Source organism: Pseudomonas sp. W22_MBD1_FP4 (assembly GCF_052113765.1).
Lineage (GTDB): Bacteria > Pseudomonadota > Gammaproteobacteria > Pseudomonadales > Pseudomonadaceae > Aquipseudomonas > Aquipseudomonas sivasensis.
On record NZ_JBGQOI010000024.1, the window covers coordinates 71,339 to 94,699 of the forward strand.

Sequence of the window (23,361 nt, forward strand, 5' to 3'; positions counted from 1 at the left end):
AGTGACCGCGCCGTTCATGAATACCCTCGCCCAACTCAAGGCTGGCCAATTGGCCGGCGTTACGCGCCTGGACCTGTCCTGCGGGCTCACCGAATTCCCAGAAGAAATCTTCGGGCTGGCCGACTCCCTGGAGATCCTCAACCTCAGCGGTAACGCCCTGAGCCGCCTGCCCGACGACCTGCAACGCCTGCCGCACCTTCGCGTGCTCTTCTGCTCGGATAACGCTTTTACTGAGCTGCCGGAATGCCTGGGGCAGTGCGCCAAGTTGAGCATGATCGGCTTCAAGGCCAACCAGATCAGCCACGTTCCCGCCGCCGCTTTACCGCCGCTGTTGCGCTGGCTGATCCTCACCGACAATCGCATCAGCCAGTTGCCCGACGCGTTGGGCGAGCGGCCGCTGCTGCAAAAACTGATGCTCGCCGGGAACCAGCTCGCGGCCCTGCCGGAAAGCCTGGCCAACTGTCACAACCTCGAATTGCTTCGCATCGCGTCCAACCGCTTTACCCATCTGCCGCAATGGCTGTTAGCCCTGCCAAGCCTGACCTGGTTGGCCTATGCCGGAAACCCGGTGGAAATGGCAGTGGATGTGGCGGCAGACGACGCAACGCCGGACATCCCGTGGGCAGAACTGGAATTGGCCGAAGTGCTGGGCGAAGGCGCCTCGGGGGTGATCCGCAAGGCCCTATGGAAACCGCAGGCCAAGCCGGTGGCAGTCAAACTCTATAAAGGCACCATCACCAGCGATGGCTCGCCGCTGCACGAAATGCAGGCCTGCATCGCCGCCGGGCTGCATCCCAATCTGATCAAGGTCGAGGGCCGTGTAGTCGGCCATCCCGATCACCAGGCCGCACTGGTGATGGACCTGATTGACCCCAGTTACCGCAACCTCGCCGCCCTGCCGAGCCTAGCTTCGTGCACCCGCGACATCTACGAGCCGACTGCCCGTTTCAGTGCCAATGTGGCCTTGCGCATGGCCCAGGGCATCGCCTCGGTGGCCGCTCATTTGCACAGGCACGGCATCACCCATGGCGACCTGTACGGCCACAATATTCTGTGGAATGAAGTGGGCGATTGCCTGCTAGGGGATTTTGGCGCAGCGTCGTTCCATGCCACGACGGATACCTTGGAAACACGGGCGTTACAGCGACTTGAAGTGCGGGCGTTCGGGGTGCTGCTGGGGGAATTGTTGGAGCGGGTTGAAACGGGGTTGAGCGGTGAACTCTTGGAACTCCAAAAAATGTGCTGTCAGCCGGATGTGTTGGCACGACCGAGCTTCGAAGAAATCAACGCCTTGCTGGCATCTATCCAACACTCTTAAACCATGTGGGAGGGGGCTTGCTCCCGATTGCAGTGGGTCAGAACCACCGCTATCGGGAGCAAGCTCCCTCCCACAGTTGTACAGCTATAAATTCAATCAGCCCGCCAGGCCCACGAACATATCCTGCACGTCATCATGGTTGTCCAAACCTTCGAGGAAGGCTTCGACTTCAGCCATCTGCTCATCCGTCAAACCGCTGACCGGATTTTTCGAGATGTAGCCCAGCTTGGCCGATAGCACGGTGAAACCCTGCTCGGGCAACGCTTTCTGCACTGCGTCCAAGTCGGTGGTTTCGGTGATGAACAGGGTCGCGCCCTCTTCTTCGCCGTCTTCAAAGTCCTGTGCACCGGCTTCAATCGCAGCCATTTCCGGATCCGCGTCCGGGGTATCCGGCGACGCTTCGATCAGGCCGACGTGGTTGAAGTCCCAGGCTACCGAACCCGAAGCACCCAACTGACCCTTGCGGAACGCCACGCGGATTTCCGCCACGGTGCGGTTGATGTTGTCGGTTACGCACTCAACGATCAGCGGCACCTGGTGCGGGGCGAAACCTTCGTAGGTCACGCGGTGGTATTGCACAGTTTCACCGAGCAGACCGGCGCCCTTCTTGATCGCGCGTTCCAGGGTTTCCTTGGGCATCGAGGCCTTCTTGGCCTGCTCCACCACCAGACGCAGGTGAGCGTTGGTCGCGGTGTCGGCGCCATTGCGGGCGGCGATGGTGATTTCTTTCACCAGCTTGCCAAAGATCTTGCCCTTGGCATTGGATGCCGCTTCTTTATGTTTGACTTTCCACTGTGCGCCCATGACTCACTCTCTTCTATACATCGCGCCGAAACGTCTACTGGCCGGCGCTTTGGGGGCAGAGTTTATAGGGCAAAAACGCTCTGATCCACCAAAAACCGGCCATACACCTCAGGTTCGCAAGGGTTTGATCGCAAGACCGCGGTCCGGCACGAAATCCCCGACCTGGGCCAGCACGGCCGGCCTGGCGTTCCAGTAGGGCATCAGCACCAGCGAGGAAAAGAGCGCGGCACCGGCAAACACGATAAACACCGTCACCGTATCGAAGTAGCCCGGCAGCAACCCGCCGAGGATCGCCCCCACCGAACCGCAACCGTTCACAAAGCCTGCGGCTGTCGCCCCCGCCTTGGCGGTGCCGAAGTCGATGGCGGCGGTGCTGCTGATCATTGAGTCCGGCCCGTAGAGGGTCAGGCCCATCACAAACAACAACGCCATCACCAGCAGCACGCTGCCGGTGTGCAGCGCGCCCATGAACAGCGCAAGGGCCACGGTCAGGGCCAGTAGGCTGAGCACGCAGGCCGGCATGCGTCGGGCGCCGAAGAGTTTGTCGGACGCCAGCCCGATCAGCACTGGCCCCAGCAAACCGGCCAGTTCGAACGCCGTCGGCACGATGGCCGCGCCGACCTTGCCGACCGAGGGCATTTGCTCATACACGATCACCGGGCCCCACAACAGGATCGCGTAGCGCGCCGGTTTCAACAGGAAATACGCCAGCCCCAGGGTCAAGACGGTGCGGTTACGCAAGATGGCCCGCAGCGGTTCCAGCACGCTGATGCGCTTCTCGGCGGCGGCCTCCTCGGCGCTCAACAGCGGCTCCGGTTCCACGGCCGGCAAGTCCACGTCCTGCGGCGTGTTGCGCTGGAAGAGAAAGAACAGCACCGCCACAAACGCTACCACCGCCGCACTGGAGATAAACGCCGCATGCCAGCTGCCGATCAGGGTGTAGGCCCACCACCCGGCAAAGGGCGACGCCACCAGGCCACCGAAGGCGTAGCACGAACTCCATAACCCCAGCACCCGCCCGCGCTGCTGCGCCGGGAAGAAACTGCCGAGGTTCTTGCACAGTCCAGACCAGCCGGTGGACTGCGCCAAGCCCTGGATCAGCATGCAACTTATAAAGATCGGCAAGGTGGCAAACGTGCCCATCACCAGCGCCGCAGCGGCAGAAATCAGTAACCCGCCGAGCACAACGACACGCGGCCCGAAGCGGTCAGCCAGCATGCCCCAGGTGAACTGTCCGACGGCATAGGCCGCCAGGTAAATGCCATCCAGGTTGGCCATCATCATTTTGTCGAGGGGGAAACTCGGGTCGTCGACGATCCCCAGCTTTGCCACGGAAAACGCCTTGCGAGTGAAATAGAACGCGGCGTACGCCAGCCATGTGATGGCGAAAATCTGCACACGCCAACGCTTGATGCTACCCATAGGGATATTCATGGTGGTTCTGACCTCAGGTGAGTGTGCCGGCAGAATCGAGAAGCAAATGCCTGTTGTTTTTATGGTTAAGCACTGCAATGCCGAGCCGTGGATGGCGCGGTATTGGTCAGATGAGTCCGGTGTCCCAGAGCCCATGACCACCGGAGGTTGTAGGACTCAACCTACAGTGGTTGAGACATATCAAAGCAATGGCTGACTAATAGGTAAAATCGATTTATCGTATTTCAAATATAAGCTCAGCTTGTAAGAGGATTTGCGATGTCGGTGTCCCATGCCCAACTCAAAGCCTTTCATGCCGTGGCCGTACACGGCAGTTTCACCCAGGCCGCCGAACGGTTGTTCCTGACGCAACCGGCGATTTCCGACCAGGTGCGCAAACTCGAAGAGCGCTTCGGCGTGCTGTTATTTCATCGCAACAAGCGCTCAGTGCGCCTGACAGACCTGGGCGAACGCCTGCTGAGCATCACCCAGCGCCTGTTTGTGATCGAGGCCGAAGCCCAGGAACTGTTGCAGGACTCCCGCGCGTTGCTCACCGGCACCCTCACCCTCGCCGTAGATGCCCCCGTGCATGTGCTGCCGCAGATCGCGCGTTTTTGCCAGCTGTACCCGGGAATCAGCGTGAAGATCGAAACCGGCAACACCGACGAATCGCTGTTTCGCCTGTACAACTACCAGGCCGACCTGGCCTTGCTGGGCCGCGACGTCGACGATGAGCGCCTGCTGTCGCTGCCGTTGCCTGACGACCAATTGCTCGCCTTTGTCGCGCGCAACCACCCGTGGGCCGGACGCGAGTCCATCTGCTTGGCTGACCTGGACGACACGCCGCTGGTATTGCGTGAAATCGGCTCGGTCACCCGTCAGACCCTTGAACAGGAAATGAGCCAGGCAGGCTTGCGCATTCGCCCGGCGATCCAGGTGGAAGGCCGTGAGGCCGCGCGTGAAGCGGTGGTGGTGGGCATCGGCGTGGGCGTGGTCTCGGCGGCGGAGTTCGGCGCCGACTCACGGGTGTGCGCCATGCCGATCCGCGATTGCAGCCAGCGCATGAAAGAAACCCTGGTATGCCTCAAGGAACAGAGTTCCCGCCGGGTGGTGGCGACGTTCCTGGAGATCGTGCGCGACAGCCTTCAGCTCGGCGCCAACTCGAAAAACGCCTGAATCAGGCGCAACGAACGGCGCCGCTCCATGCAACCGAGCGTATGCCGGTTGACCAGCCCATCGCCTTGGATCGCCACGCTCTGGACGCGCGGGTCGGGGCTGACTTCCATAGAAGAGACCACGCCCACTCCCAACTCAGCGGCGACGGCTTCGGTCACCGCTTCGCGGCTGTCCAGTTCCAGCAGCACCTTGGGCTGCACATTCGCGGCCATGCAGGCGTCATCGAAGGTACGCCGGGTGATGGAGCTGGGCTCGCGCAGCACCATGATCACGTCGTTGAGTTGCTCAAGGCGAATACCCTCGGGTTGCTGCGCCCACGGATGGCTGGCCGGCACCAATGCGCAAATCCTCGACTCGTTCAACGGTTGCAGGTGCAGGCCATTGCGCGGCTCCACTTCGGTGAGCACCGCCACATCCGCATGTTCGGATAACAGTGCGGCGAGGGTTTCCTGGGCATTGCCCAGGCGCAGGTTGACGGTAATCCCGGGGTAGCGCGCGCGCAGGCTGGCAATCATCGGCATCACCAAGTGCGGGCCGTCCGCCGCGACTTCCAGACGCCCGGTCAGCAGTTGGCGGTTGGCCTCCAGCATCGTCTGGGCCTCGTCCACCAGGCCGAAGATCGCCCGTGTGATCGCCGCCAGCCGTGCGCCCTCTTCAGTCAACTCAACCCGTCGGGCGGTGCGCCGTAGCAACGGGATCTGGTAGTACTCCTCCAGGGCCTTGATATGCCCGGTCACCGCCGGTTGGCTGATGAAAAGCCGCGCGGCAGCACGGGTAAAACTACCCTCGCGGGCCACGGCATCGAATGCGCGCAGTTGGAACAGGTTCATAGTCATCGGCCTCACTGATAGCTCGCATAACAACAAACAATTTGATTGATGACAAGCCAAACTGCAATTTAGGCGCCGTAGCTTCAACCCCCGATGCCTTGCGAGGACTTGAGATGACCACTGCCGCGCCGATCCTGCTGACCCCTGGCCCCCTGACCACATCCAACCGCACCCGTCAGGCCATGATGGTGGACTGGGGTTCATGGGATGACCGTTTCAACCAACTCACTGCCAGCGTCTGCGAGCAATTGCTGGCAATCCTCAATGGTGCTGACAGCCACCACTGTGTGCCCTTGCAAGGCAGCGGCACCTTTGCCGTCGAAGCGGCCATCGGCACCCTGGTCCCACGTAATGGCAAGGTGCTGGTCCTGATCAACGGCGCGTACGGCAAGCGCCTGGCGAAGATCTGTGAAGTGCTGGGCCGCGACTTCAGCACCTTTGAAACCGCTGAAGACGAACCCACCACCGCCGCCGATGTGGACCGTTTGCTCCAGGCCGACACGGGCATCACCCACGTCGCGTTGATCCACTGCGAAACCAGCACCGGCATTCTCAATCCGTTGCCGGAGATCGCCCAGGTCGTTAAGAACCACGGCAAGCGCCTGATCATCGACGCCATGAGTTCCTTCGGCGCCCTGCCAATTGATGCCCGCAATGTGCCGTTCGACGCACTGATCGCCGCCTCGGGCAAGTGCCTCGAAGGCGTGCCCGGCATGGGCTTCGTCTTTGCCGAGAAGCAGGCACTGGCCGCCGCCCAAGGCAACTGCCATTCCCTGGCGATGGACCTGTTCGACCAGCACACCTACATGGCGAAGACCGGCCAGTGGCGCTTCACCCCACCGACCCACGTGGTCGCCGCCCTGCACGAAGCGCTGCTGCAATACCAGGAGGAAGGTGGCCTGCCTGCACGCCATCGACGCTATGCCGAGAACTGCCAGGCGCTTCTGGACGGCATGGCCAGCGTTGGTTTGCGCAGTTTTCTGCCGGCCGCAATCCAGGCACCGATCATCGTCACCTTCCACGCCCCCAAAGACCCGCGCTACCAGTTCAAGGACTTCTACGAGCGGGTCAAGGCCAAGGGTTTCATCTTGTACCCCGGCAAATTGACCCAAGTGGAAACGTTCCGCGTCGGCTGCATCGGCCATGTCGACGCAACCGGCATGCAGGCGGCGATCAAGGCAATCGCCGAGGTGCTGCAAGAAATGGAAGTGTTGGACATCTGATTCTCCCCATAACCCACAGGATCTGAACCATGAACTATCAAAACCCCAACACCCTCCAGGCCGTCATCCTCGACTGGGCCGGCACCGTCGTCGACTTCGGCTCCTTCGCGCCGACTCAGATTTTTGTCGAGGCCTTCGCCGAGTTCGACGTGCAAGTCTCCATCGAAGAAGCCCGTGGCCCGATGGGCATGGGCAAGTGGGACCATATCCGCACCCTTTGCGACCAACCGCAAGTCGCCGAGCGTTATCGCAAGGCGTTCGGCCGCACGCCCACCGACGACGACGTGACCGCCATCTACCAGCGCTTCATGCCGTTGCAGATCGAGAAGATCGCCGAACACTCGGCGCTGATCCCCGGCGCACTCGACACCATCGCTCAACTGCGTGAGCAAGGCATCAAGATTGGCTCCTGCTCCGGCTACCCTAAGCAGGTGATGGACAAGGTTGTCGCCCTGGCCGCCACCAATGGTTACGTCGCCGACCATGTGGTCGCCACCGATGAAGTGCCCAACGGCCGCCCATGGCCGGCCCAGGCCCTGGCCAACGTAATTGCCCTCGGAATTGATGATGTGGCGGCGTGCCTTAAGGTCGACGACACCGTGCCCGGCATACTCGAAGGTCGTCGCGCCGGAATGTGGACCGTGGCCCTGACCTGCTCCGGCAATGCCCTGGGGCTTACCTATGAACAGTTTCAAGCCCTCGATGCCGCCACCCTGGCCAGCGAACGCACACGCATCGAGGCGATGTTCGAAGGCTCACGCCCGCATTACCTGATCGATACCATCACTGACCTGCCGGCGGTGATCGCCGATGTTAACCAGCGTCTGGCGCGCGGTGAAATGCCGCAAAGCCACTGACAAGCGTCAATACAAAGGCATTCGCGCCGGGCAAATCGTTCAAAACAGGCATAAAGTAAAAAGACTCCGTCGCCAAAGAGCGGAGGTTTACCCTGATGAATAAGGAACCGAGCGATGCCGTGGAAAAATTCCGATACGCGCTACAGCACCATGTCGATTGCGCTGCACTGGTTGATGGTGGTGCTGCTGGCGGTGGTCTACGCCTGCATAGAGTTACGCGGCCAGTTCCCCAAAGGCAGCGGCGCCCGCACCTTGATCGTCGAGATGCACTTCATGTTCGGCCTCACCGTGTTTGTATTGGTATGGCTGCGTCTGTTCGCGCGCAGCCTGGGGGTGGCGCCGAAGATCGTCCCCGCCCCGCCGCAATGGCAAAGCCTGCTCGCCACCCTGATGCACGCCGCGCTGTACGCCTTGATGATCGGTATGCCGATTGCTGGTTGGCTGATCGTCAGTGCCGAGGGGCATTCGGTGATGTTCTATGGCATGGAGTTGCCGCCGTTAATTGGCGAGAACAAGCCACTGGCCAAAGAGATTGAAAGCTGGCACGTGTTGTTCGGCCAGATCGGGTATTGGCTGATCGGCCTGCATGCCCTGGCGGGGATCTTTCATCATTATGTGATGCGCGATAACACAGCGTTGCGGATGATGCCGGGTAAGCGCGCTAGGCTGTAAGCCCTCGGCGGCCTTGCAGGCCGCCGGTGTGCACAAAGATCAGGCGAGTACCGGGCGCGATGTGCCCGGCCTCGATCTGCTGCTTCAACGCCAGCAGGGCTTTGCCGGTGTACAGCGGTTCCAGCGGCACGCCGCAGGCCTGCTCCGTGGTTTCAATAAAGTCGAGCAATATCGGGTCGACCTTGGCGAAGCCACCCCGGCAGGCATCCAGCAATGTATAGCCGCCTTGCACCAAGGCACTCACGTTTTGCGCCACACCATGATCGTCCGGCACGGCCATTGCGCCGAACACCGGATGGGCGCCCGCCTCTGCCAGGACCAAACCTGCCAGCGTGGTTCCGGTGCCTGCTGCCAGCCACCAGCCGTCGTAATCGGCCCAACCCAGGTTTCTCAGTTGTTCACCGGCCTGTTCGACCAACACCCCACACCCCACTGCGCCGGCCAATCCGCCGCCGCCTTCAGGCACGGAATACAGATGCGGATAAAGCGCGCGCCAAGGTTCCCAGAAACCCGGCTCATGGCGCGCACGATAGCCGCCATAACCGAGCCAATGCAGCTGCATGCCGAATGCTTTCAAATCCTGGACGGTAGCCGTGTCTTGCGCATGACCGCGCAACAGGCCGACAGTGGGAAAGCCAAAACGCTTGCCCGCCGCCGCCAGTGCGTGCAGATGGTTGGAATAGGCGCCGCCGAGGCTGATAACGCCGCTGGCGCCTGCCTGTCGCGCCTGGGCCAAGTGCTCGGTGAGCTTGAACCACTTGTTGCCACTGATCAGCGGGTCGATGCGGTCCAGGCGCAGCACGGCCAACTCGACGCCGTTGAGCCAATCCAGTGCTAACGGTTCAAGCGGAGCATGGGGAAGCCAATCGAAAGGACCCATCGGGCGGCATCTGAATAAAAAAAGGGGCGGTAGTCTAACACCGCCCCTTTCGTCGTCTTACAGCTGCGCGGCGAGGCGTGAGCCTTGGTTGATGGCGCGCTTGGCATCCAACTCAGCCGCCACATCGGCGCCGCCGATCAGGTGTACGTTCTGGCCCGCTGCGACAAGGCCGTCGTGCAATTCACGCAACGGATCCTGGCCGGCACAGATGACGATATTGTCCACTGCCAACAGCTGCGGCTCGCCCTCGGCGCCGATGCGGATATGCAGGCCGTCATCGTCGATTTTCAGGTACTCAACGCTGTTGAGCATCTGCACCTGCTTGTTCTTCAAGCCGGTACGGTGAATCCAGCCGGTGGTTTTGCCCAGACCGTCGCCGACCTTTGAAGCCTTGCGCTGCAATAGAAACACTTCACGGGCCGGTGGATGGGGTTGAGGCTTGATGCCGGCCACACCGCCACGGGCTTGCAACTGGGTGTCGATGCCCCATTCTTTCCAGAATGCTTCACGGTCCAGGCTGGTAGACACGCCTTGGTGCACGAGGAATTCCGACACGTCGAAACCAATACCGCCAGCGCCAATCACCGCGACGCGCTTGCCCACCGGCTTGCGTTCAAGGATTACGTCCAGGTAGCTCAGCACCTTGGCATTTTCCACGCCCGCAATCGCCGGCGTGCGCGGCGCGATGCCGGTGGCCAGGATGATCTCGTCGTAGCCGCCAGCCGCCAGCTGCGCGACATCCACTCGGGTGTTGAGGCACAGCTCGACGTGGGTGGTTTGCAACTTGCGCTTGAAGTAGCGCAGGGTTTCAAAGAACTCTTCCTTGCCGGGCACACGCTTGGCGATGTTGAACTGGCCGCCGATCTCGCTGGCCGAGTCGAACAGCGTCACGTGGTGACCGCGTTCAGCGGCTACGGTGGCAGCCGCCAGACCCGCAGGGCCGGCGCCGACCACAGCGATTTTTTTGATCTGCTTGACCGGCAGGTAATTCAGTTCGGTCTCGTAGCATGCACGGGGATTGACCAAACAGGTGGTCAGCTTGCCGCCAAAGGTGTGGTCCAGGCAGGCCTGGTTGCAGCCGATGCAGGTGTTGATTTCATCGGCACGCCCGGCGGCGGCCTTGTTGACGAACTCCGGGTCGGCGAGGAACGGTCGCGCCATCGAAACCATGTCCGCATCGCCTTCGGCGAGAATCTGCTCGGCAATTTCCGGTGTATTGATGCGGTTGGTGGTGATCAGCGGGATCTGCACCGCACCGCGCAACTTGGCAGTGACTTTGCTGAACGCGCCGCGTGGCACCTTGGTGGCGATGGTCGGAATACGCGCTTCGTGCCAGCCGATGCCGGTGTTGATGATGGTCGCACCGGCCTGCTCGATGGCCTTGGCCAACTGCACGATTTCTTCCCAAGTGCTGCCGCCTTCCACGAGGTCGAGCATCGACAGGCGGAAGATGATGATGAAGTTCGGCCCCACCGCTTCGCGCACCCGGCGCACGATTTCCACGGCAAGGCGCATGCGATTTTCGTAGCTGCCGCCCCAACGGTCGGTGCGGTGGTTGGTGTGGGCGGCAAGGAACTGGTTAATGAAATAACCTTCGGAGCCCATGATTTCCACGCCGTCGTACTCGGCGACCTGGGCCAGCAGCGAACAGGTGACGAAATCCTGGATCTGCTTTTCGATGCCCTCTTCATCCAATTCCTTGGGCTTGAACGGGTTGATCGGCGCTTGGATAGCGCTTGGTGCGACCTGCTTGGGGCTGTAGGCATAACGGCCGGCGTGGAGGATCTGCATGCAGATCTTGCCGCCCGCTTCATGCACGGCCTTGGTCACGATCTTGTGCTTTTGCGCTTCCTCGTCGGTAGTCAGCTTGGCCGCACCGGCGTACACCCCGCCTTCATCGTTGGGGCCAATGCCACCGGTGACCATCAGGCCCACGCCGCCACGGGCGCGCTCGGCAAAATAAGCCGCCATGCGTTCGAAGCCACCGGGTTTTTCTTCAAGGCCGGTGTGCATCGAACCCATCAGAGTACGGTTGCGCAAGGTCGTAAAACCCAGGTCCAACGGGGCCAGCAGGTGCGGGTAGGCAGCAGCGGTCATGGTACAGCTCCACAACGGATCATCACGGGACGTGGAAGGCTCGAATGGCCTGCCATCGGTTTATGTCCCACAGACTAAGAGGCGATCCCCTACCGCTCAATGACCGAAACTCACAACTTATTGATCCAAACGCACAGCGCCCCTTGGCAAGCCGCCGCATGGGCCCTACCCTAGTCAGCGAACCCTGCACTTGGTCTGTTGTCTGTTCCCCCATGCGTAAACTTCTAGCTTTTACCGTCACCCTGGCCCTGGTTGCCGCCGTCGCCGCGTATCTGGTCTGGACCCAGGAGCGCCCCGTGGCGCATTACCTGTCGGACCTGCGCAGCACCCTCGCCGTCAACGAAGGCCAACCCGCCGATCGAGGTAACCTGCTGGGCATCCAGCCGGAGTTATTCCCCGCCGACTACCAGAGCCTGGAACGCCTGCACCTGAAGCTTGCGGCGTACCTGCAAAACGCACGGGACCAGGGCCTGATCAACGAAAAGACCATTGTGGTACTGCCTGAACACATCGGCACTTGGCTGATGCTCACCGGCGAAAAAAACGAGGTGTACCAAGCGCTACATGTGAAGGACGCGATGCACTGGCTGTCGCTGAGCAATCCCTTGCAATTCTTGCGTGCCTGGATCAGCGCCACGGGCGATGACCGCACCAACGACGCCTACCTGCGCATGAAAGCCCCGGCCATGGCGCGTGACTATCAAGTGCTGTTCGGCGGCCTGGCCAAGGAATTCGGGGTCACGGTGGTCGCTGGCTCCATTGCCCTGCCCAACCCAAGTGTGAGCCAAGGGCAACTCCAGGTCGGCCATGGCGCGCTGTTTAACGCCAGCGTGGTATTTGCGGCAGACGGCTTGCCCGTCGGCAATCTGCAACGCCAGCTCTACCCGATCTACGATGAGCGCGGTTTTATCGAGCCTGGAGACGAAAATATCGTCAGCGTGGTCGACACCCCGGCCGGCCGCCTTGGCGTGCTAGTGGGCAGTGACAGCTGGTACCCGGACAACTACCGCAAGCTCAACGAACAGGGCGCGCAACTGATTGCAGTGCCGGCCTTTGTGCTTGGCCGCGAGACCTGGGATCGACCATGGCGCGGTTTCAAAAGCGTCTCCACTCCACAGGAAATCAGCCTCAAGCCCGAAGAGCTCAGTGAGGGCGAAGCGTGGCGCCGCTTGACCTTGATCAGCCAACAACCGATCAGCCAGGCCAGCGCCGGCATGAGCGTATTTCTGCGCGGGCAGTTCTGGGATTTGGGCACTGCCGGGCAGAGTTTCCTGAGTCACAACGGGCAGATCAACGCCGACAGCGACGCCCGTGGCGCGCGCCTGCTGAATATCTGGCTGTAACGCGGTGAAGCCGGTGCGCCTCGGGGATTTGTCGGTGGGCTTCGTGCACACCCTGGCCGACGCGATCCACAGCCACGGCCTGGACCCGCAACCGCTCTTGCTGCAATACGGCCTAGACCCGGCGCGCCTCGCCGAAGCTGGCGCGCGCTTGTCGATCCCGCGCTATATGCGCCTGGGCCATGCGGCCATTCAACTGACCGGCGACCCCGGCCTGGGCTTGCGCATGGGGCAACTCAGCCGCTTGAGCCAAGCGGGACTGGCTGGTGTCACCGCCGCACAGGCGCCTAACGTACGCGAAGCCGCTCGCACCCTGACGCGCTTTGAGCCGCTGTATGGTGCCAACTATCGCGGGCAATCGAGTTTTCATGAGGATGCCGAAGGCGCCTGGCTGCGTTTCTATTCCATCAGCCCCTACAACGCCTACAACCGTTTTGTGGTGGACTCGATCATTTCCAGCTGGTTGCATCAGCTCGCCAACCTGGCTCAACAACCGTTGCTGGCGCAACGAATCGACATCGAGTTCGATGCCCCCGAGTACAGCGAGCAGTACAGCCTATTGGGCGCCAACCAGGTCCACTTCGGTGCCGAGGCCAACCAGTTGCGCCTGAGCCAATCCACCCTGGCAATGCGTAACCCGCAGCATTGCCCAAGTACCTGGCAGCTCTTGCTGCAATTGTGTGAAAGGGAGTTGGAGCAGTTGACCCGCACCCGCAGCTTGCGCGAGCGCATTACCCGGTTGCTCGGGCCGATGCTCAATGGCGGCCGGGAACCCGACCTGGAAGAAGTGGCGGCACGCTTGAAGCTGCCGACCTGGACATTGCGCCGTAAACTGGCCGAAGAAGGCACTCAATTCCGCGCGATTCTCAACGATACCCGCCGCGACCTGGCCATGACCTACATTCGCGATACGGAACTGGCGTTCGGCGAGATCGCCTACTTGCTCGGCTTTGCCTCAGCCCAAGCCTTTCAACGGGCATTCAAGCGATGGAACAACCAGACCCCAGGGGAATTTCGCCGCAGTCAGCGGCATTCCGCCTGAAGTCGGTCTTACAGCTCGGTGGCGTCGTCGGCCGGATCCAGCGGATCGAATTCAAAGGCCTGGTACTCCAGCAGTTCTTCCTGGTAATCGTCCATCATGGACTCCTTCTTGACGTTAAAAGTGGCTGCAGATAAATGACCTGCATCACCAGCCTAAAGTGCCGTCATGACGAAAAAATGTCTGCGCCATGACGTTCCTGCACTTCAAGATTAAACGTAGCAGCGTTATGCGGATTTAGCGCCAGGGCTTTGAAGCGCGATTGCAATCAGCTACGCACTCAAACAAATGGACGGCAATGCATTCCATTGTGGGAGGGGGCTTGCACCCTTGCACATGAGATCTGCATCAGCTTTCAGCTTTGCGTCGGCCACGGGTTTGAGCACCCGCCTCCACCGCCATCCCGGCGGTACGCTCCAACGCCTCGGCAAACGCCCGGCGCTGCTCCGGTTCGATCTGCGACAGGAACAACTCGTCCACCGTACTTTCGTAGATCTTCCACATTTTTTTACGCAACGCCCGGCCGGTATCGGTGATCGACGCAAATGCCGCGCGGCCATCGCCGTCGGAGCGTGAACGCAGCACCAGGCCCTCCTTTTCCAGGCGGTCTACCAGGCGCGTGAGGTTATAGCGCTCAATGGCCAATACATCGGCCAACTCGTGCATGCGGCGGGTGCCTTCGGGGCCGCTTTCTAGACCCCACAGTGCGTCGTACCAGGCGTAAGGGGGCAAGTCGGCGGCCGCCAGGCGGCGCTCGATTTCACGGATGACCGTCCTGTGGGCCCTGACAAAACGGAACCATACATCGGGCTCTTTCGACGACATGCAACACCATCCGGTGGATTTCAAGAAGGTTGCAATAGTAGCTCATCCCGCGCTAGATTCGGCCATGTAGTTGCAATTGCAACAACATTGACGACGCTCCCACAAGGAGCCCGCCACTTGAAATCCGCCGACCCTGGAGCCTCACATGACCCCGAACAACGCAGTCAGACGCGACGTCGATCCACAGGAAACCCGCGAGTGGCTGGAGTCCATCGAATCGGTGCTGTCCACCGAAGGCCGCCCGCGCGCCCATTACCTGATCGATCAGTTGCTGGATTTCGACGTGGCGCGGCATGGCGACTTCTATGGGCGGGTGACCACGCCTTACGTCAACACGATCCCGGTGGATCGCCAGTTGCCCTACCCCGGCAACCTGGCCATCGAACGCCGCACCAATGCGTTTATCCGCTGGAACGCCATGGCCATGGTATTGCGTGCAGGCAAACACTCCGGTGTGGGTGGGCATATCGCCACTTATGCGTCAGCCGCTGTGCTTTACGACGTCGGCTTCGACCACTTCTTCCGTGGCCGCACCGACCGCTTCGACGGCGACCTGGTGTACATCCAGGGGCATTCCTCGCCTGGCATTTACGGCCGCGCCTACCTCGAAGGCCGCATCAGCGAAGCACAACTGGATAACTTCCGCCGTGAAGCCGGTGGTGAGGGCATTTCGTCCTACCCCCACCCACGACTAATGCCGGACTTCTGGCAATTTCCTACGGTGTCCATGGGACTGGGGCCGATCACGGCGGCCTATCAGGCGCGTTTTATGCGCTACCTGGAGTTTCGTGACCTCAAGCAACACCAGGGCCGTAAGGTCTGGGCATTCCTGGGTGATGGCGAAATGGACCAGCCGGAATCCCTGGCCGCCATTTCCCTGGCCGGACGCGAGAAACTCGACAACCTGATCTTCGTGGTCAACTGCAACCTGCAACGCCTGGACGGCCCGGTACGCGGCAACGCCAAGGTGATCCAGGAATTCGAAAGCCTGTACCGCGCCGCCGGCTGGAATGTGATCAAAGTGATCTGGGGCGGTGGTTGGGATGCACTGCTGGAAAAAGACACAAGCGGCCTGCTGCGCCAACGCATGATGGAATGCGTGGACGGTGACTATCAGAACTACAAATCCCAGAACGGCGCCTATGTGCGCGAACACTTCTTCGGCAAATACCCGGAGTTGCTGGCACTGGTTGCGGACCTGTCCGACGACGACATCTGGAAACTCTCACGGGGAGGCCATGACCCGGACAAGGTCTACAACGCCTATGCCGCCGCCGTGCGTCACAGTGGCCAACCGACGGTGATCCTGGCAAAAACCGTCAAGGGCTTTGGTATGGGCGAAGCCGGCGAAGGCCAGAACATTAACCACCAACTGAAAAAGATGGGTGCCGACGCCGTCAAGGCCTTCCGCGACCGCTTCGGCCTGGAGGTGCCCGATGAGCAACTTGCTGAAATTCCTTACCTCAAGCCCATAGCCGATAGCGAAGAAGCCCGTTACTTCGCCGCACGTCGCCAGGCCATGGGCGGCTATGTGCCCGCGCGCCACACTGCGGTCGAATCGCTGCAGATCCCCGAACTGAGCGCCTTCGCGACTCAGCTCAAGGACACTGGCGAGCGCGCGATTTCCACCACCATGGCCTTCGTGCGCATCCTCGGCACCCTGCTGAAAGACCCGCACCTGGGCAAGCTGATCGTGCCCATCGTGCCGGACGAATCACGCACCTTCGGCATGGAGAGCCTGTTCCGTCAGATCGGCATCCACTCCGCCGTCGGCCAACTCTACACCCCACAGGACTCCGGGCAACTGAGCTACTACAAGGAGAGCAAGGACGGACAGATCATGCAGGAAGGCCTGAATGAGTCAGGCGCCATTTCCTCATGGATCGCGGCGAGTACGTCCTACAGCAACCACGGCCTGATGACCGTGCCGTTCTATATCTTCTATTCGATGTTCGGTTTCCAGCGCGTCGGCGACCTGGCTTGGGCGGCGGGCGATGCGCGCGCGCGTGGTTTCTTGCTGGGCGCCACGGCCGGGCGTACCACGCTGATGGGCGAAGGCTTGCAGCATGACGATGGTCATAGCCATATCCTCTCGTCGGTGATTCCGTGCTGCATCTCTTATGACCCGACCTTTGCCTACGAACTGGCGGTGATTATTCGCGAGGGCATGCGGCGCATGTACGTTGAGCAAGAGGACATTTACTACTACATCACCCTGCTCAACGAAAACTACCCGCACCCGGCGATGCCCGAAGGCGTGGAAGGCGGCATTCTCAAAGGTATGTACAGGCTCAGCGCCAACCCTGAGGCGCAAGTGCAACTGATGGGCAGTGGTTCGATCCTGCGAGAAGTGATCGCCGCCGCTGAACTGCTGGCCACCGACTTCGGTGTGCACGGCAACGTGTGGAGCGTGACCAGCCTCACCGAGTTGCGCCGTGACGGGCATGCGGTCGAACGCTGGAACCTGCTGCACCCGGAAAGCGAGCCTCGCGCGAGTTATGCAGAGCAATGCCTGGCCGGGCACACGGGGCCAGTGGTGGTGGCGACGGACTACGTGAAACTGTTCGCCGATCAGCTTCGTCCGTTCGTGCCGGGCCGTCGCTTTGTCGCGCTGGGCACTGATGGCTTCGGGCAATCAGACACCCGGGAAGCCTTGCGTGAGTTCTTTGAGGTGGATCGCCACTTCATCGCCCTGGCCGCCCTGAAGGCGCTGGCGGATGACGGCATGATCGGTCGCGACAAGGTCAGTGAAGCGATCAAACGCTACGGGATCAACGTCGACAAGGTGAATCCCGTAGCGGTCTGAACTACTGCGCAGGCGTTGGCAGGGGCGGAATCGCTTCTGTAGGCGCAGGCAGGTCCGGCGTGGTCGTAGCGGGTGCGGGCTCGGCCTGCGGGGCAATCGGTGCAGCTTCAGGCGCAGGCACAACCGGCTCCGCAGCAGCTGGTACGGCAGGCTCTTCCTTCGGCGCCTCGACTTTCTCCGCAGCGGGTGCGGCCTTCGGCTCCGGCACACCGAGGTCCGCCTTTGGCTGCTCGGGGATATGCTCAGCCTTCTTCACTTCCTGGGGCAGGAAGACGTCCACCAACGCAAAGTAGCGATCGTAGAACTTCGGCGCGGACACCGTTTCACTCGCCACCTTCACCATCGAGTCATCGGTGGAGCCAATCGGCATCGACACCGACCCCAGCACGCCTACACCGAGGCTCGCGGAGTTGTTGACCTTCTTCAGCGCATAGCGATCCTGAAGGGCGTTGGCAAACATCGTCGAGTGCTTTTTACCTTTGCCGTCATCGGCACACACCACGTTGAAGCTGATCTGCAGGTGAGTTTCGCCGGTCTGCTGGAAACTCTTGTTACCCACGACCAGTTTCGGGTCGCTGCTGGTGATGATGTAGCCCTGGCTCAGCAAGGCACGCCGCGCGGCCTCGCACGCTGCTACATCGCTAACGGGGTAATCCCGGGAAAACGTACCGGAGTCGTCGAAGTTCTCATGTTCATAAATAGCGGTCTTGGGTGACGAGCAGCCCGCGGCGCCCGCCAGCACCAGCGCCAGCCCGAGGCTACGCAAGTGGAATGATGTCGACATTGAAGATCCTGAGGAAAACGGTCTGGGCGGTATTGTGCAACAGAACGAGGCCTTGGCGCGCGCATTCCTGTCGGTAAAACGTCACAGGGTTACGCACCGGGGCCTGCAGGGAAAAGCCCGGCGCACATATGGTCAATAAACACGCGTACCTTGGTCGAAGTATGGCGACCGGGCCACAACATCCAGAAACTGCCCCGGTGTTCCAGGTAATCATCCAACACCCGTTGCAAGCGCCCCTCGCCCACGGCCTGGTTGACCATGTAGTCCGGCAGGCAGGCAATGCCCAAACCCTCGAGCACCACGTGGTTCAGAGACTCAATGGTGGTACTGACCAACGGCGTACGTAACAGCGGTTCCGCAGCACCCGGGGCAAGACGCAACGGCCAGGGCTCGAGCTTGCCCGTGGCGCAGAACTTGTGGCGAAGGCAGGCGTGGCCATTCAGGTCCTGTGGTTGCTGCGGGGTGCCGTGTTGGGCGAAGTATCCCGGTGTGGCGACGAGCACCAACTGGTAGTGACCCAGGTGGCGCGCTATCAACCGCGAATCTTCCGGCTTGCCCGTGCGAATCACCGCATCGAAACCTTCCTCGATCACGTCCACCATACGGTCAGAGAAATCCACATCCAACTCGATATCCGGATAGACGCGCATAAAGTCACTGAGTACTGGCATCAACAAGTCCCGCACCTGCGGCACACTGATGCGCAGCTTGCCCCGTGGGGTTGCACCGGCGTCTGTCAGTTCCTGCTCGGCTGCTTCCACCTCAGCGAGAATCCGCCGCGACCGTTCAAGGAACAGCGAGCCTTCACTGGTCAAGGTGATACTGCGCGTGCTGCGGTGAAACAGCCGCACGCCCAGGCGCTCTTCCATCCGCGCAATGCTTTTGCCTACAGCCGACGACGACACCCCCAGCACACGGCCGGCGGCGGTGAAGCTGAGCGTCTGCGCCACCTGCACGAACACCGAAAGGCTGCCCAAGCTGTCCATGATCCCGCCTTCAGCGATTGCGGACACTTGCGTCCGATAAGTTCGGAACCTTAGCCTGTTTTTCCGTCAACCACAGCCCCCTACTCTGCCTGCTTGCCCTTTTACCTGGATAAAACGTCATGAGCAGCAGCCCTTCACTCACCGCATCAGCCCAGCGGGATTCATTACCGCTGGGCGGTCTACTGGCCCTGGCCAGCGCTGGCTTTATCACCATCCTCACCGAAGCCATGCCCGCCGGATTACTACCCCAGATAGGCGAAGGCCTAGGCGTGTCGCCCGCCCTGGTCGGTCAACTGGTCACGGTCTATGCCCTTGGCTCGTTGCTGGCGGCCATCCCCCTGACGCTGCTGACCCGCGGCTTGCGCAGACGACCGTTACTGCTGATGGCCATCGGCGGCTTTGCCTTGGTCAACAGCATAACCGCGCTGTCCAGCCACTACGGGCTGACCCTCGTGGCGCGCTTTTTTGCCGGGGTCTTCGCCGGGCTGCTTTGGGCGTTGCTAGCGGGTTATGCGAGCCGAATGGTGGCGCCACACCTGCAAGGTCGCGCCATTGCCGTGGCCATGCTGGGTGCACCGCTGGCGCTGTCACTGGGTGTGCCTGCGGGCACCTTCCTCGGCACCGCCGTTGGCTGGCGCCTGAGTTTTGCAATCATGACCGGGCTGACCTTGGTGTTACTGGCCTGGGCACGCTGGCAACTGCCGGATTTTGCCGGCGAACGGGCGGATAAACGCTTGGGGCTGCGCCAGGTGCTGAACCTGCCAGGAATTCGTCCGGTGCTGTGGGTAACGTTTACCTACGTGCTGGCCCACAACATTCTCTACACCTACATCGCCCCGTTGCTGGTGCCCGCCGGGATCGATGCGGATGTTGACCGAGTGCTGCTGGTGTTTGGCCTCTCGGCGGTGCTTAGCATCTGGTTGGCAGGTGTGTTGATTGACCGGTGGCTGCGCGCCTTACTATTAATCAGTTGTGCGCTGTTTGGCCTGATCGCCCTGGCGCTGGCGTTCTGGATCAATGTGCCGGCAGTCATCTATACCGCCGTGGCGTTATGGGGCCTGGCGTTCGGCGGCCTGCCGGCGCTGTTGCAAACCGCACTGGCCCAATCGGCGGGCGAGTCGGCGGATGCCGCACAATCAATGCTGGTGACCGTGTGGAACTTGGGGATAGCCGGTGGCGGGCTGGCGGGTGGCGTGTTGCTTCAGGGCTGGGGCGTCGCGGGCTTTCCATGGGCCGTTATGCTACTGATGCTACTGGCCTGGGCCGGCGCATCACAGACGGCGCCCCAACAGTTGGCCCGGCCAGCCCGCCAAGTCGAATGTTGAAATGCGCTCGTAGCCACAGGACACATAAAAACGCACCAGATCCCCTGTCCCGCCGCCGTAGCAGTCCACACGCAAACGCGTGACGCCTACTGCCCGGGCCTGGTCATCGGCAAAGGCCATCATGCGCCGCCCAAGGCCGCGAACACGCGGGTCACGCGCGGCAATCAACAGGCGCACATACACCTCGGGCTCAGTCGCCAACGGTACATAAGGCATGGGATCGCCCAAAACCAGCGCTCCACGGATACGCCCTGCGGGATCCTCTACCACCCACGCCCCGGGCAACGCGCAGGCTTCAGCCACTTGCGCGATCCGCCGGGGCAACGCCGACCAGGGCTCGGTGCCCCACTGATGGGTATTGCCTATGCCAACGAACCATACAATCACCTCGTCGAACACCTGGAGCACGGCAGAAACATCCGCCACACGGGCGCGGCGGATCAGCAAGCCGTCCATTCCTTGAATCAACATGCATGGAACTCCTGGGTCGACGATACCTAGCACCCAGTCTAGCGCACATAAAAAAGCCCCCGGTCTTTTCAGGCCGGGGGCTTCTTGTTCAAACCAACATCAGTACTTCTTGATATCAGCCTTGGTTTCCAACTGCTTGCGGTACGCTGCGAAGTCCTGCTGGCCGACACGGGAAGCGAGGAAGCGGCGGTATTGGGCCTTTTCTTCTTCCGATGGGGCTGCAGCTTCATTCACGCCGTTCAAGCGCACGATCGCCAGGCTACCGTCAGCCAGGGTCACGGTGGTGAAGGTCGGCTTGTCCTTGACCGCAGGCTTAGGCATGCGGAACAGGGCTTGCAATACGGCTGGGTCGATCGCTTCCTGGCTACGGGTAGCCGCTTCAGTGACTTTCCACGCCTGACCATCGACCGGCTGGTTCAGCGGTGTCTTGCCATCACGCAGGCTGGCGATCAGCTCGTCAGCGCGAGTCTTGGCAGCCGCGCTGGCGCGCTCCTTGGCCATCTGCGTGCGGATTGCCGCAGCAACGCTTTCCAGCGGCAGTTGCGCAGGTTTGCGGTGCTCTTTGGCACGCAGCACGATGATGGTTTCCGGGTCCAGCTCAATGGCGGTGCTGTTGGCACCTTCATCCAGCACTTCCGGGCTGAACGCAGCGGTGACCACGGCACGGTTGGCCGCGACACCGTCACCACCTTCACGGCCAAACGGTGCGGAGGTGTGCACGGTCAGCTTCAGGTCAGAGGCAGGCTGAGCCAAATCAGAAGCTTCGAATGCCGCATCTTCCAATTGCTTGGTCGCTTCGACAAAACGCTGCTCTACCTGCTGGGCCTTGAGCTCACGGGTCAGTTTGTCTTTCAGGCTGGCGAACGTCGGCACTTGCGGTGCTTCAACGCCCAACAACTTGATCAAGTGCCAACCGAAGGTGCTGCGCACCGGCGTCGAGACCTGGTCCTGTTTCAACGCATACAGGGCCGTTTCGAAGTCCGGATCGTAGACGCCAGGGCCAGCGAAGCCGAGGTCACCGCCGTTGTTGGCAGAGCCAGGATCCTGGGAAAACTCCTTGGCCAGGGCTTCGAACTTCTCACCTTTGGCCAGGCGTGCCTGGATTTCTTCGATCTTAGCCTTGGCTTGCGCGTCGGAAACCTTGTCGTTGACTTCAATCAGGATGTGCGCCGCGCGACGCTGTTCAGCGAGGTTGGCGGTTTCTTTCTGATAGGCCGCCTGCAGCTCATCGTCCTTGACGTTGACCTGGTCGAAGAAAGAAGACTTCTTCAATTCCAGATAGTCGATGACCACCTGGTCCGGGGTCATGAACTCTTTGGCGTGCTGGTCGTAGTAAGCCTTGACCTCTTCGTCGGTGAGCTTCACCGCCGCAGGGTTGGCCTTGATGTTGACGGTGGCGAAATCGCGAGTCTGTTTTTCCAGACGGGCAAATGCGAGCACTTCGGCATCGGTGACAAAGCCGCTACCGGCAATGCCTGCGCGAACCTGACCGATTAGCATTTCCTGGGTCATCATCTGACGGAACTGCAGACGGCTGTAGCCCAACTGACGGATCACCTGATCAAAGCGTTCGGCGTTGAACTTGCCGTCAACCTGGAATTCCGGCGTTTGCAGGATCACCTGGTCCAATGCAGCTTCAGAGAATCCGAACTTGGAATCGGCAGCACCTTGCAGCAGCAGCTTGCGGTCGATCAGGCCTTTGAGAGCCGCCTCGCGCAGCAGTTTTTCGTCGAGGAGCGAAGCGTCGAAATCCTTGCCCAACTGTTGCATCAGCTGTCGACGTTGCATGTCGACGGCCTGGCTCAGCTCGGTCTGGGTGATTTCTTCACCGTTGACCTTGGCCACGTCCTGCTTGTTAGTACCCGAAGCCTGGAAAATGGCTTCGATACCGGTGAACGCCATCAATGCGACGATGATCCCGATAATGGTCTTGGCAATCCAGCCTTGTGAATTGTCCCTGATATTTTGCAGCATGCGTCCCCCAGAAACGGTTGAACTTCAAAAATTGGCAACCGTGGAGCGTGGGTAGAATCCGGATAGAAGAAAGGCGCATCCGAGGATGCGCCTTCTCGTAACTGGCGGAGCGGACGGGGGGGTGAACTTGCACCCCCGGCGTGGCGACCCAATGGATACGTGGGTCAGCTACCGCTCCGCTGCCAGGCCAGACCTGCGTCCGACCCGTGTAGCAAAGGCTTGAACGAAGCTTAGTTAACGGCTTCTTTCAGGGCTTTACCGGCTTTGAAACCTGGTTTTTTGGCAGCAGCGATTTGCAGTGCTTTGCCAGTCTGTGGGTTGCGGCCAGTGCGAGCTGGGCGGTCAGTCACAGAGAACGTACCGAAGCCTACCAGTACCACGGAGTCGCCGGCCTTCAGAGCGCCAGTGACGGATTCGATTACTGCATCCAGCGCACGGCCAGCAGCAGCTTTCGGGATATCAGCGGATGCAGCAATAGCATCAATCAGTTCCGACTTGTTCACTCTAAGTCCCCTTATATATCTATTGAGTATGATTCTAA

20 protein-coding genes are annotated in these 23,361 nt (G+C 61.0%); 9 read left to right on the forward strand and 11 right to left on the reverse strand.

Going from position 1 to position 23,361, the window contains the following annotated elements:
• Positions 1 to 16 precede the first annotated feature (16 nt).
• Positions 17 to 1,318 carry a protein kinase gene (locus ACEN2T_RS25095; protein ID WP_442117737.1) on the forward strand — a complete coding sequence of 434 codons (1,302 nt, stop codon included), beginning with the start codon at positions 17 to 19 and terminating at the stop codon, positions 1,316 to 1,318.
• Between the two features lie 96 nt (positions 1,319 to 1,414).
• Here ACEN2T_RS25095 and ACEN2T_RS25100 read toward each other — a convergent pair whose 3' ends face one another.
• Positions 1,415 to 2,122, reverse strand: a complete 708-nt coding sequence (locus tag ACEN2T_RS25100; RefSeq protein WP_032889871.1) for a YebC/PmpR family DNA-binding transcriptional regulator — start codon at positions 2,120 to 2,122, stop codon at positions 1,415 to 1,417.
• A gap of 108 nt (positions 2,123 to 2,230) precedes the next feature.
• Complete coding sequence (locus ACEN2T_RS25105) at positions 2,231 to 3,556, reverse strand: MFS transporter (protein WP_032889872.1); 1,326 nt, start codon at positions 3,554 to 3,556, stop codon at positions 2,231 to 2,233.
• Between the two features lie 258 nt (positions 3,557 to 3,814).
• Between ACEN2T_RS25105 and ACEN2T_RS25110 the strand changes: the two genes are divergently transcribed.
• Entirely contained in the window at positions 3,815 to 4,711 is an 897-nt protein-coding gene (locus ACEN2T_RS25110) for a LysR substrate-binding domain-containing protein (protein WP_442117738.1), read from the forward strand.
• Here the strand turns inward: ACEN2T_RS25110 and ACEN2T_RS25115 are convergent.
• Positions 4,681 to 5,541: a LysR substrate-binding domain-containing protein gene (locus tag ACEN2T_RS25115; RefSeq protein ID WP_442117739.1), complete on the reverse strand. Its 861-nt coding sequence runs from the start codon at positions 5,539 to 5,541 to the stop codon at positions 4,681 to 4,683. The genes ACEN2T_RS25110 and ACEN2T_RS25115 overlap by 31 nt on opposite strands.
• Positions 5,542 to 5,654: 113 nt before the next feature.
• Between ACEN2T_RS25115 and ACEN2T_RS25120 the strand changes: the two genes are divergently transcribed.
• The 3 genes from ACEN2T_RS25120 to ACEN2T_RS25130 all read left to right on the forward strand — a co-directional run bounded on the left by ACEN2T_RS25120 (position 5,655) and on the right by ACEN2T_RS25130 (position 8,293).
• Positions 5,655 to 6,764 (forward strand): 2-aminoethylphosphonate--pyruvate transaminase, encoded by a 1,110-nt coding sequence (locus tag ACEN2T_RS25120; protein WP_442117740.1) that lies wholly within the window; start codon positions 5,655 to 5,657, stop codon positions 6,762 to 6,764.
• Between the two features lie 29 nt (positions 6,765 to 6,793).
• The gene (gene phnX / locus ACEN2T_RS25125; RefSeq protein ID WP_032889878.1) at positions 6,794 to 7,621 is read left to right on the forward strand and encodes a phosphonoacetaldehyde hydrolase; all 828 of its coding nucleotides are present in this window, start codon (positions 6,794 to 6,796) and stop codon (positions 7,619 to 7,621) included.
• 114 nt (positions 7,622 to 7,735) lie between these two features.
• Positions 7,736 to 8,293: a cytochrome b gene (locus ACEN2T_RS25130; RefSeq protein ID WP_032889883.1), complete on the forward strand. Its 558-nt coding sequence runs from the start codon at positions 7,736 to 7,738 to the stop codon at positions 8,291 to 8,293.
• On the opposite strand, the gene ACEN2T_RS25135 is transcribed toward ACEN2T_RS25130, so the two are convergent.
• Positions 8,283 to 9,173, reverse strand: a complete 891-nt coding sequence (locus ACEN2T_RS25135; RefSeq protein WP_442117741.1) for a 1-aminocyclopropane-1-carboxylate deaminase/D-cysteine desulfhydrase — start codon at positions 9,171 to 9,173, stop codon at positions 8,283 to 8,285. The two genes, ACEN2T_RS25130 and ACEN2T_RS25135, sit on opposite strands and share 11 nt — an antisense overlap.
• 57 nt (positions 9,174 to 9,230) lie before the next feature.
• Positions 9,231 to 11,270 (reverse strand): NADPH-dependent 2,4-dienoyl-CoA reductase, encoded by a 2,040-nt coding sequence (locus tag ACEN2T_RS25140; RefSeq protein WP_032889888.1) that lies wholly within the window; start codon positions 11,268 to 11,270, stop codon positions 9,231 to 9,233.
• A gap of 212 nt (positions 11,271 to 11,482) precedes the next feature.
• Here ACEN2T_RS25140 and ACEN2T_RS25145 point away from each other — a divergent pair, with 212 nt between their 5' ends.
• A complete protein-coding gene (locus tag ACEN2T_RS25145; RefSeq protein ID WP_032889892.1) occupies positions 11,483 to 12,613 on the forward strand; it encodes a carbon-nitrogen hydrolase family protein in 1,131 nt (376 codons plus the stop codon).
• Positions 12,614 to 12,617: 4 nt separating this feature from the next.
• Entirely contained in the window at positions 12,618 to 13,652 is a 1,035-nt protein-coding gene (locus ACEN2T_RS25150) for an AraC family transcriptional regulator (RefSeq protein ID WP_032889894.1), read from the forward strand.
• A gap of 345 nt (positions 13,653 to 13,997) precedes the next feature.
• Here the strand turns inward: ACEN2T_RS25150 and ACEN2T_RS25155 are convergent, their stop codons facing one another.
• A complete protein-coding gene (locus ACEN2T_RS25155; protein ID WP_122680605.1) occupies positions 13,998 to 14,474 on the reverse strand; it encodes a MarR family winged helix-turn-helix transcriptional regulator in 477 nt (158 codons plus the stop codon).
• 145 nt (positions 14,475 to 14,619) lie between these two features.
• Between ACEN2T_RS25155 and aceE the strand changes: the two genes are divergently transcribed.
• Positions 14,620 to 17,280, forward strand: a complete 2,661-nt coding sequence (gene aceE, locus ACEN2T_RS25160) for a pyruvate dehydrogenase (acetyl-transferring), homodimeric type (RefSeq protein WP_442117742.1) — start codon at positions 14,620 to 14,622, stop codon at positions 17,278 to 17,280.
• Between the two features lies 1 nt (position 17,281).
• Here the strand turns inward: aceE and ACEN2T_RS25165 are convergent, their stop codons facing one another.
• Both ACEN2T_RS25165 and ACEN2T_RS25170 read right to left on the reverse strand, forming a co-directional pair.
• Entirely contained in the window at positions 17,282 to 18,064 is a 783-nt protein-coding gene (locus tag ACEN2T_RS25165) for a DUF2242 domain-containing protein (RefSeq protein WP_095184387.1), read from the reverse strand.
• 89 nt (positions 18,065 to 18,153) lie between these two features.
• The gene (locus ACEN2T_RS25170) at positions 18,154 to 19,050 is read right to left on the reverse strand and encodes a LysR family transcriptional regulator (RefSeq protein WP_442117743.1); all 897 of its coding nucleotides are present in this window, start codon (positions 19,048 to 19,050) and stop codon (positions 18,154 to 18,156) included.
• Positions 19,051 to 19,169: 119 nt separating this feature from the next.
• On the opposite strand from ACEN2T_RS25170, the gene ACEN2T_RS25175 reads away from it, so the two are divergent.
• Positions 19,170 to 20,375 (forward strand): MFS transporter, encoded by a 1,206-nt coding sequence (locus ACEN2T_RS25175; protein WP_442117744.1) that lies wholly within the window; start codon positions 19,170 to 19,172, stop codon positions 20,373 to 20,375.
• Here ACEN2T_RS25175 and ACEN2T_RS25180 read toward each other — a convergent pair.
• From ACEN2T_RS25180 to ACEN2T_RS25190, 3 genes are all read right to left on the reverse strand, one after another.
• Positions 20,322 to 20,846, reverse strand: a complete 525-nt coding sequence (locus ACEN2T_RS25180) for a GNAT family N-acetyltransferase (RefSeq protein WP_442117745.1) — start codon at positions 20,844 to 20,846, stop codon at positions 20,322 to 20,324. The genes ACEN2T_RS25175 and ACEN2T_RS25180 overlap by 54 nt on opposite strands.
• 99 nt (positions 20,847 to 20,945) lie before the next feature.
• Entirely contained in the window at positions 20,946 to 22,820 is a 1,875-nt protein-coding gene (locus ACEN2T_RS25185; RefSeq protein ID WP_442117746.1) for a SurA N-terminal domain-containing protein, read from the reverse strand.
• Between the two features lie 230 nt (positions 22,821 to 23,050).
• A complete protein-coding gene (locus tag ACEN2T_RS25190) occupies positions 23,051 to 23,323 on the reverse strand; it encodes an HU family DNA-binding protein (protein WP_003174819.1) in 273 nt (90 codons plus the stop codon).
• Positions 23,324 to 23,361: the final 38 nt, after the last annotated feature.

What these genes read in the sequence shown, in the direction of transcription:
- ACEN2T_RS25110 (WP_442117738.1), top strand. Translation starts at nt 3,815, where the DNA reads ATGTCGGTGTCCCATGCCCAACTCAAAGCCTTTCATGCCGTGGCCGTA.
- ACEN2T_RS25095 (WP_442117737.1), top strand. Translation starts at nt 17, where the DNA reads ATGAATACCCTCGCCCAACTCAAGGCTGGCCAATTGGCCGGCGTTACG.
- ACEN2T_RS25135 (WP_442117741.1), bottom strand. Translation starts at nt 9,173, where the DNA reads ATGGGTCCTTTCGATTGGCTTCCCCATGCTCCGCTTGAACCGTTAGCA.
- ACEN2T_RS25130 (WP_032889883.1), top strand. Translation starts at nt 7,736, where the DNA reads ATGCCGTGGAAAAATTCCGATACGCGCTACAGCACCATGTCGATTGCG.
- ACEN2T_RS25115 (WP_442117739.1), bottom strand. Translation starts at nt 5,541, where the DNA reads ATGAACCTGTTCCAACTGCGCGCATTCGATGCCGTGGCCCGCGAGGGT.
- ACEN2T_RS25185 (WP_442117746.1), bottom strand. Translation starts at nt 22,820, where the DNA reads ATGCTGCAAAATATCAGGGACAATTCACAAGGCTGGATTGCCAAGACC.
- ACEN2T_RS25170 (WP_442117743.1), bottom strand. Translation starts at nt 19,050, where the DNA reads ATGGACAGCTTGGGCAGCCTTTCGGTGTTCGTGCAGGTGGCGCAGACG.
- ACEN2T_RS25180 (WP_442117745.1), bottom strand. Translation starts at nt 20,846, where the DNA reads ATGTTGATTCAAGGAATGGACGGCTTGCTGATCCGCCGCGCCCGTGTG.
- ACEN2T_RS25120 (WP_442117740.1), top strand. Translation starts at nt 5,655, where the DNA reads ATGACCACTGCCGCGCCGATCCTGCTGACCCCTGGCCCCCTGACCACA.
- ACEN2T_RS25165 (WP_095184387.1), bottom strand. Translation starts at nt 18,064, where the DNA reads ATGTCGACATCATTCCACTTGCGTAGCCTCGGGCTGGCGCTGGTGCTG.
- phnX (WP_032889878.1), top strand. Translation starts at nt 6,794, where the DNA reads ATGAACTATCAAAACCCCAACACCCTCCAGGCCGTCATCCTCGACTGG.
- ACEN2T_RS25105 (WP_032889872.1), bottom strand. Translation starts at nt 3,556, where the DNA reads ATGAATATCCCTATGGGTAGCATCAAGCGTTGGCGTGTGCAGATTTTC.
- aceE (WP_442117742.1), top strand. Translation starts at nt 14,620, where the DNA reads ATGACCCCGAACAACGCAGTCAGACGCGACGTCGATCCACAGGAAACC.
- ACEN2T_RS25145 (WP_032889892.1), top strand. Translation starts at nt 11,483, where the DNA reads ATGCGTAAACTTCTAGCTTTTACCGTCACCCTGGCCCTGGTTGCCGCC.
- ACEN2T_RS25175 (WP_442117744.1), top strand. Translation starts at nt 19,170, where the DNA reads ATGAGCAGCAGCCCTTCACTCACCGCATCAGCCCAGCGGGATTCATTA.
- ACEN2T_RS25140 (WP_032889888.1), bottom strand. Translation starts at nt 11,270, where the DNA reads ATGACCGCTGCTGCCTACCCGCACCTGCTGGCCCCGTTGGACCTGGGT.
- ACEN2T_RS25100 (WP_032889871.1), bottom strand. Translation starts at nt 2,122, where the DNA reads ATGGGCGCACAGTGGAAAGTCAAACATAAAGAAGCGGCATCCAATGCC.
- ACEN2T_RS25155 (WP_122680605.1), bottom strand. Translation starts at nt 14,474, where the DNA reads ATGTCGTCGAAAGAGCCCGATGTATGGTTCCGTTTTGTCAGGGCCCAC.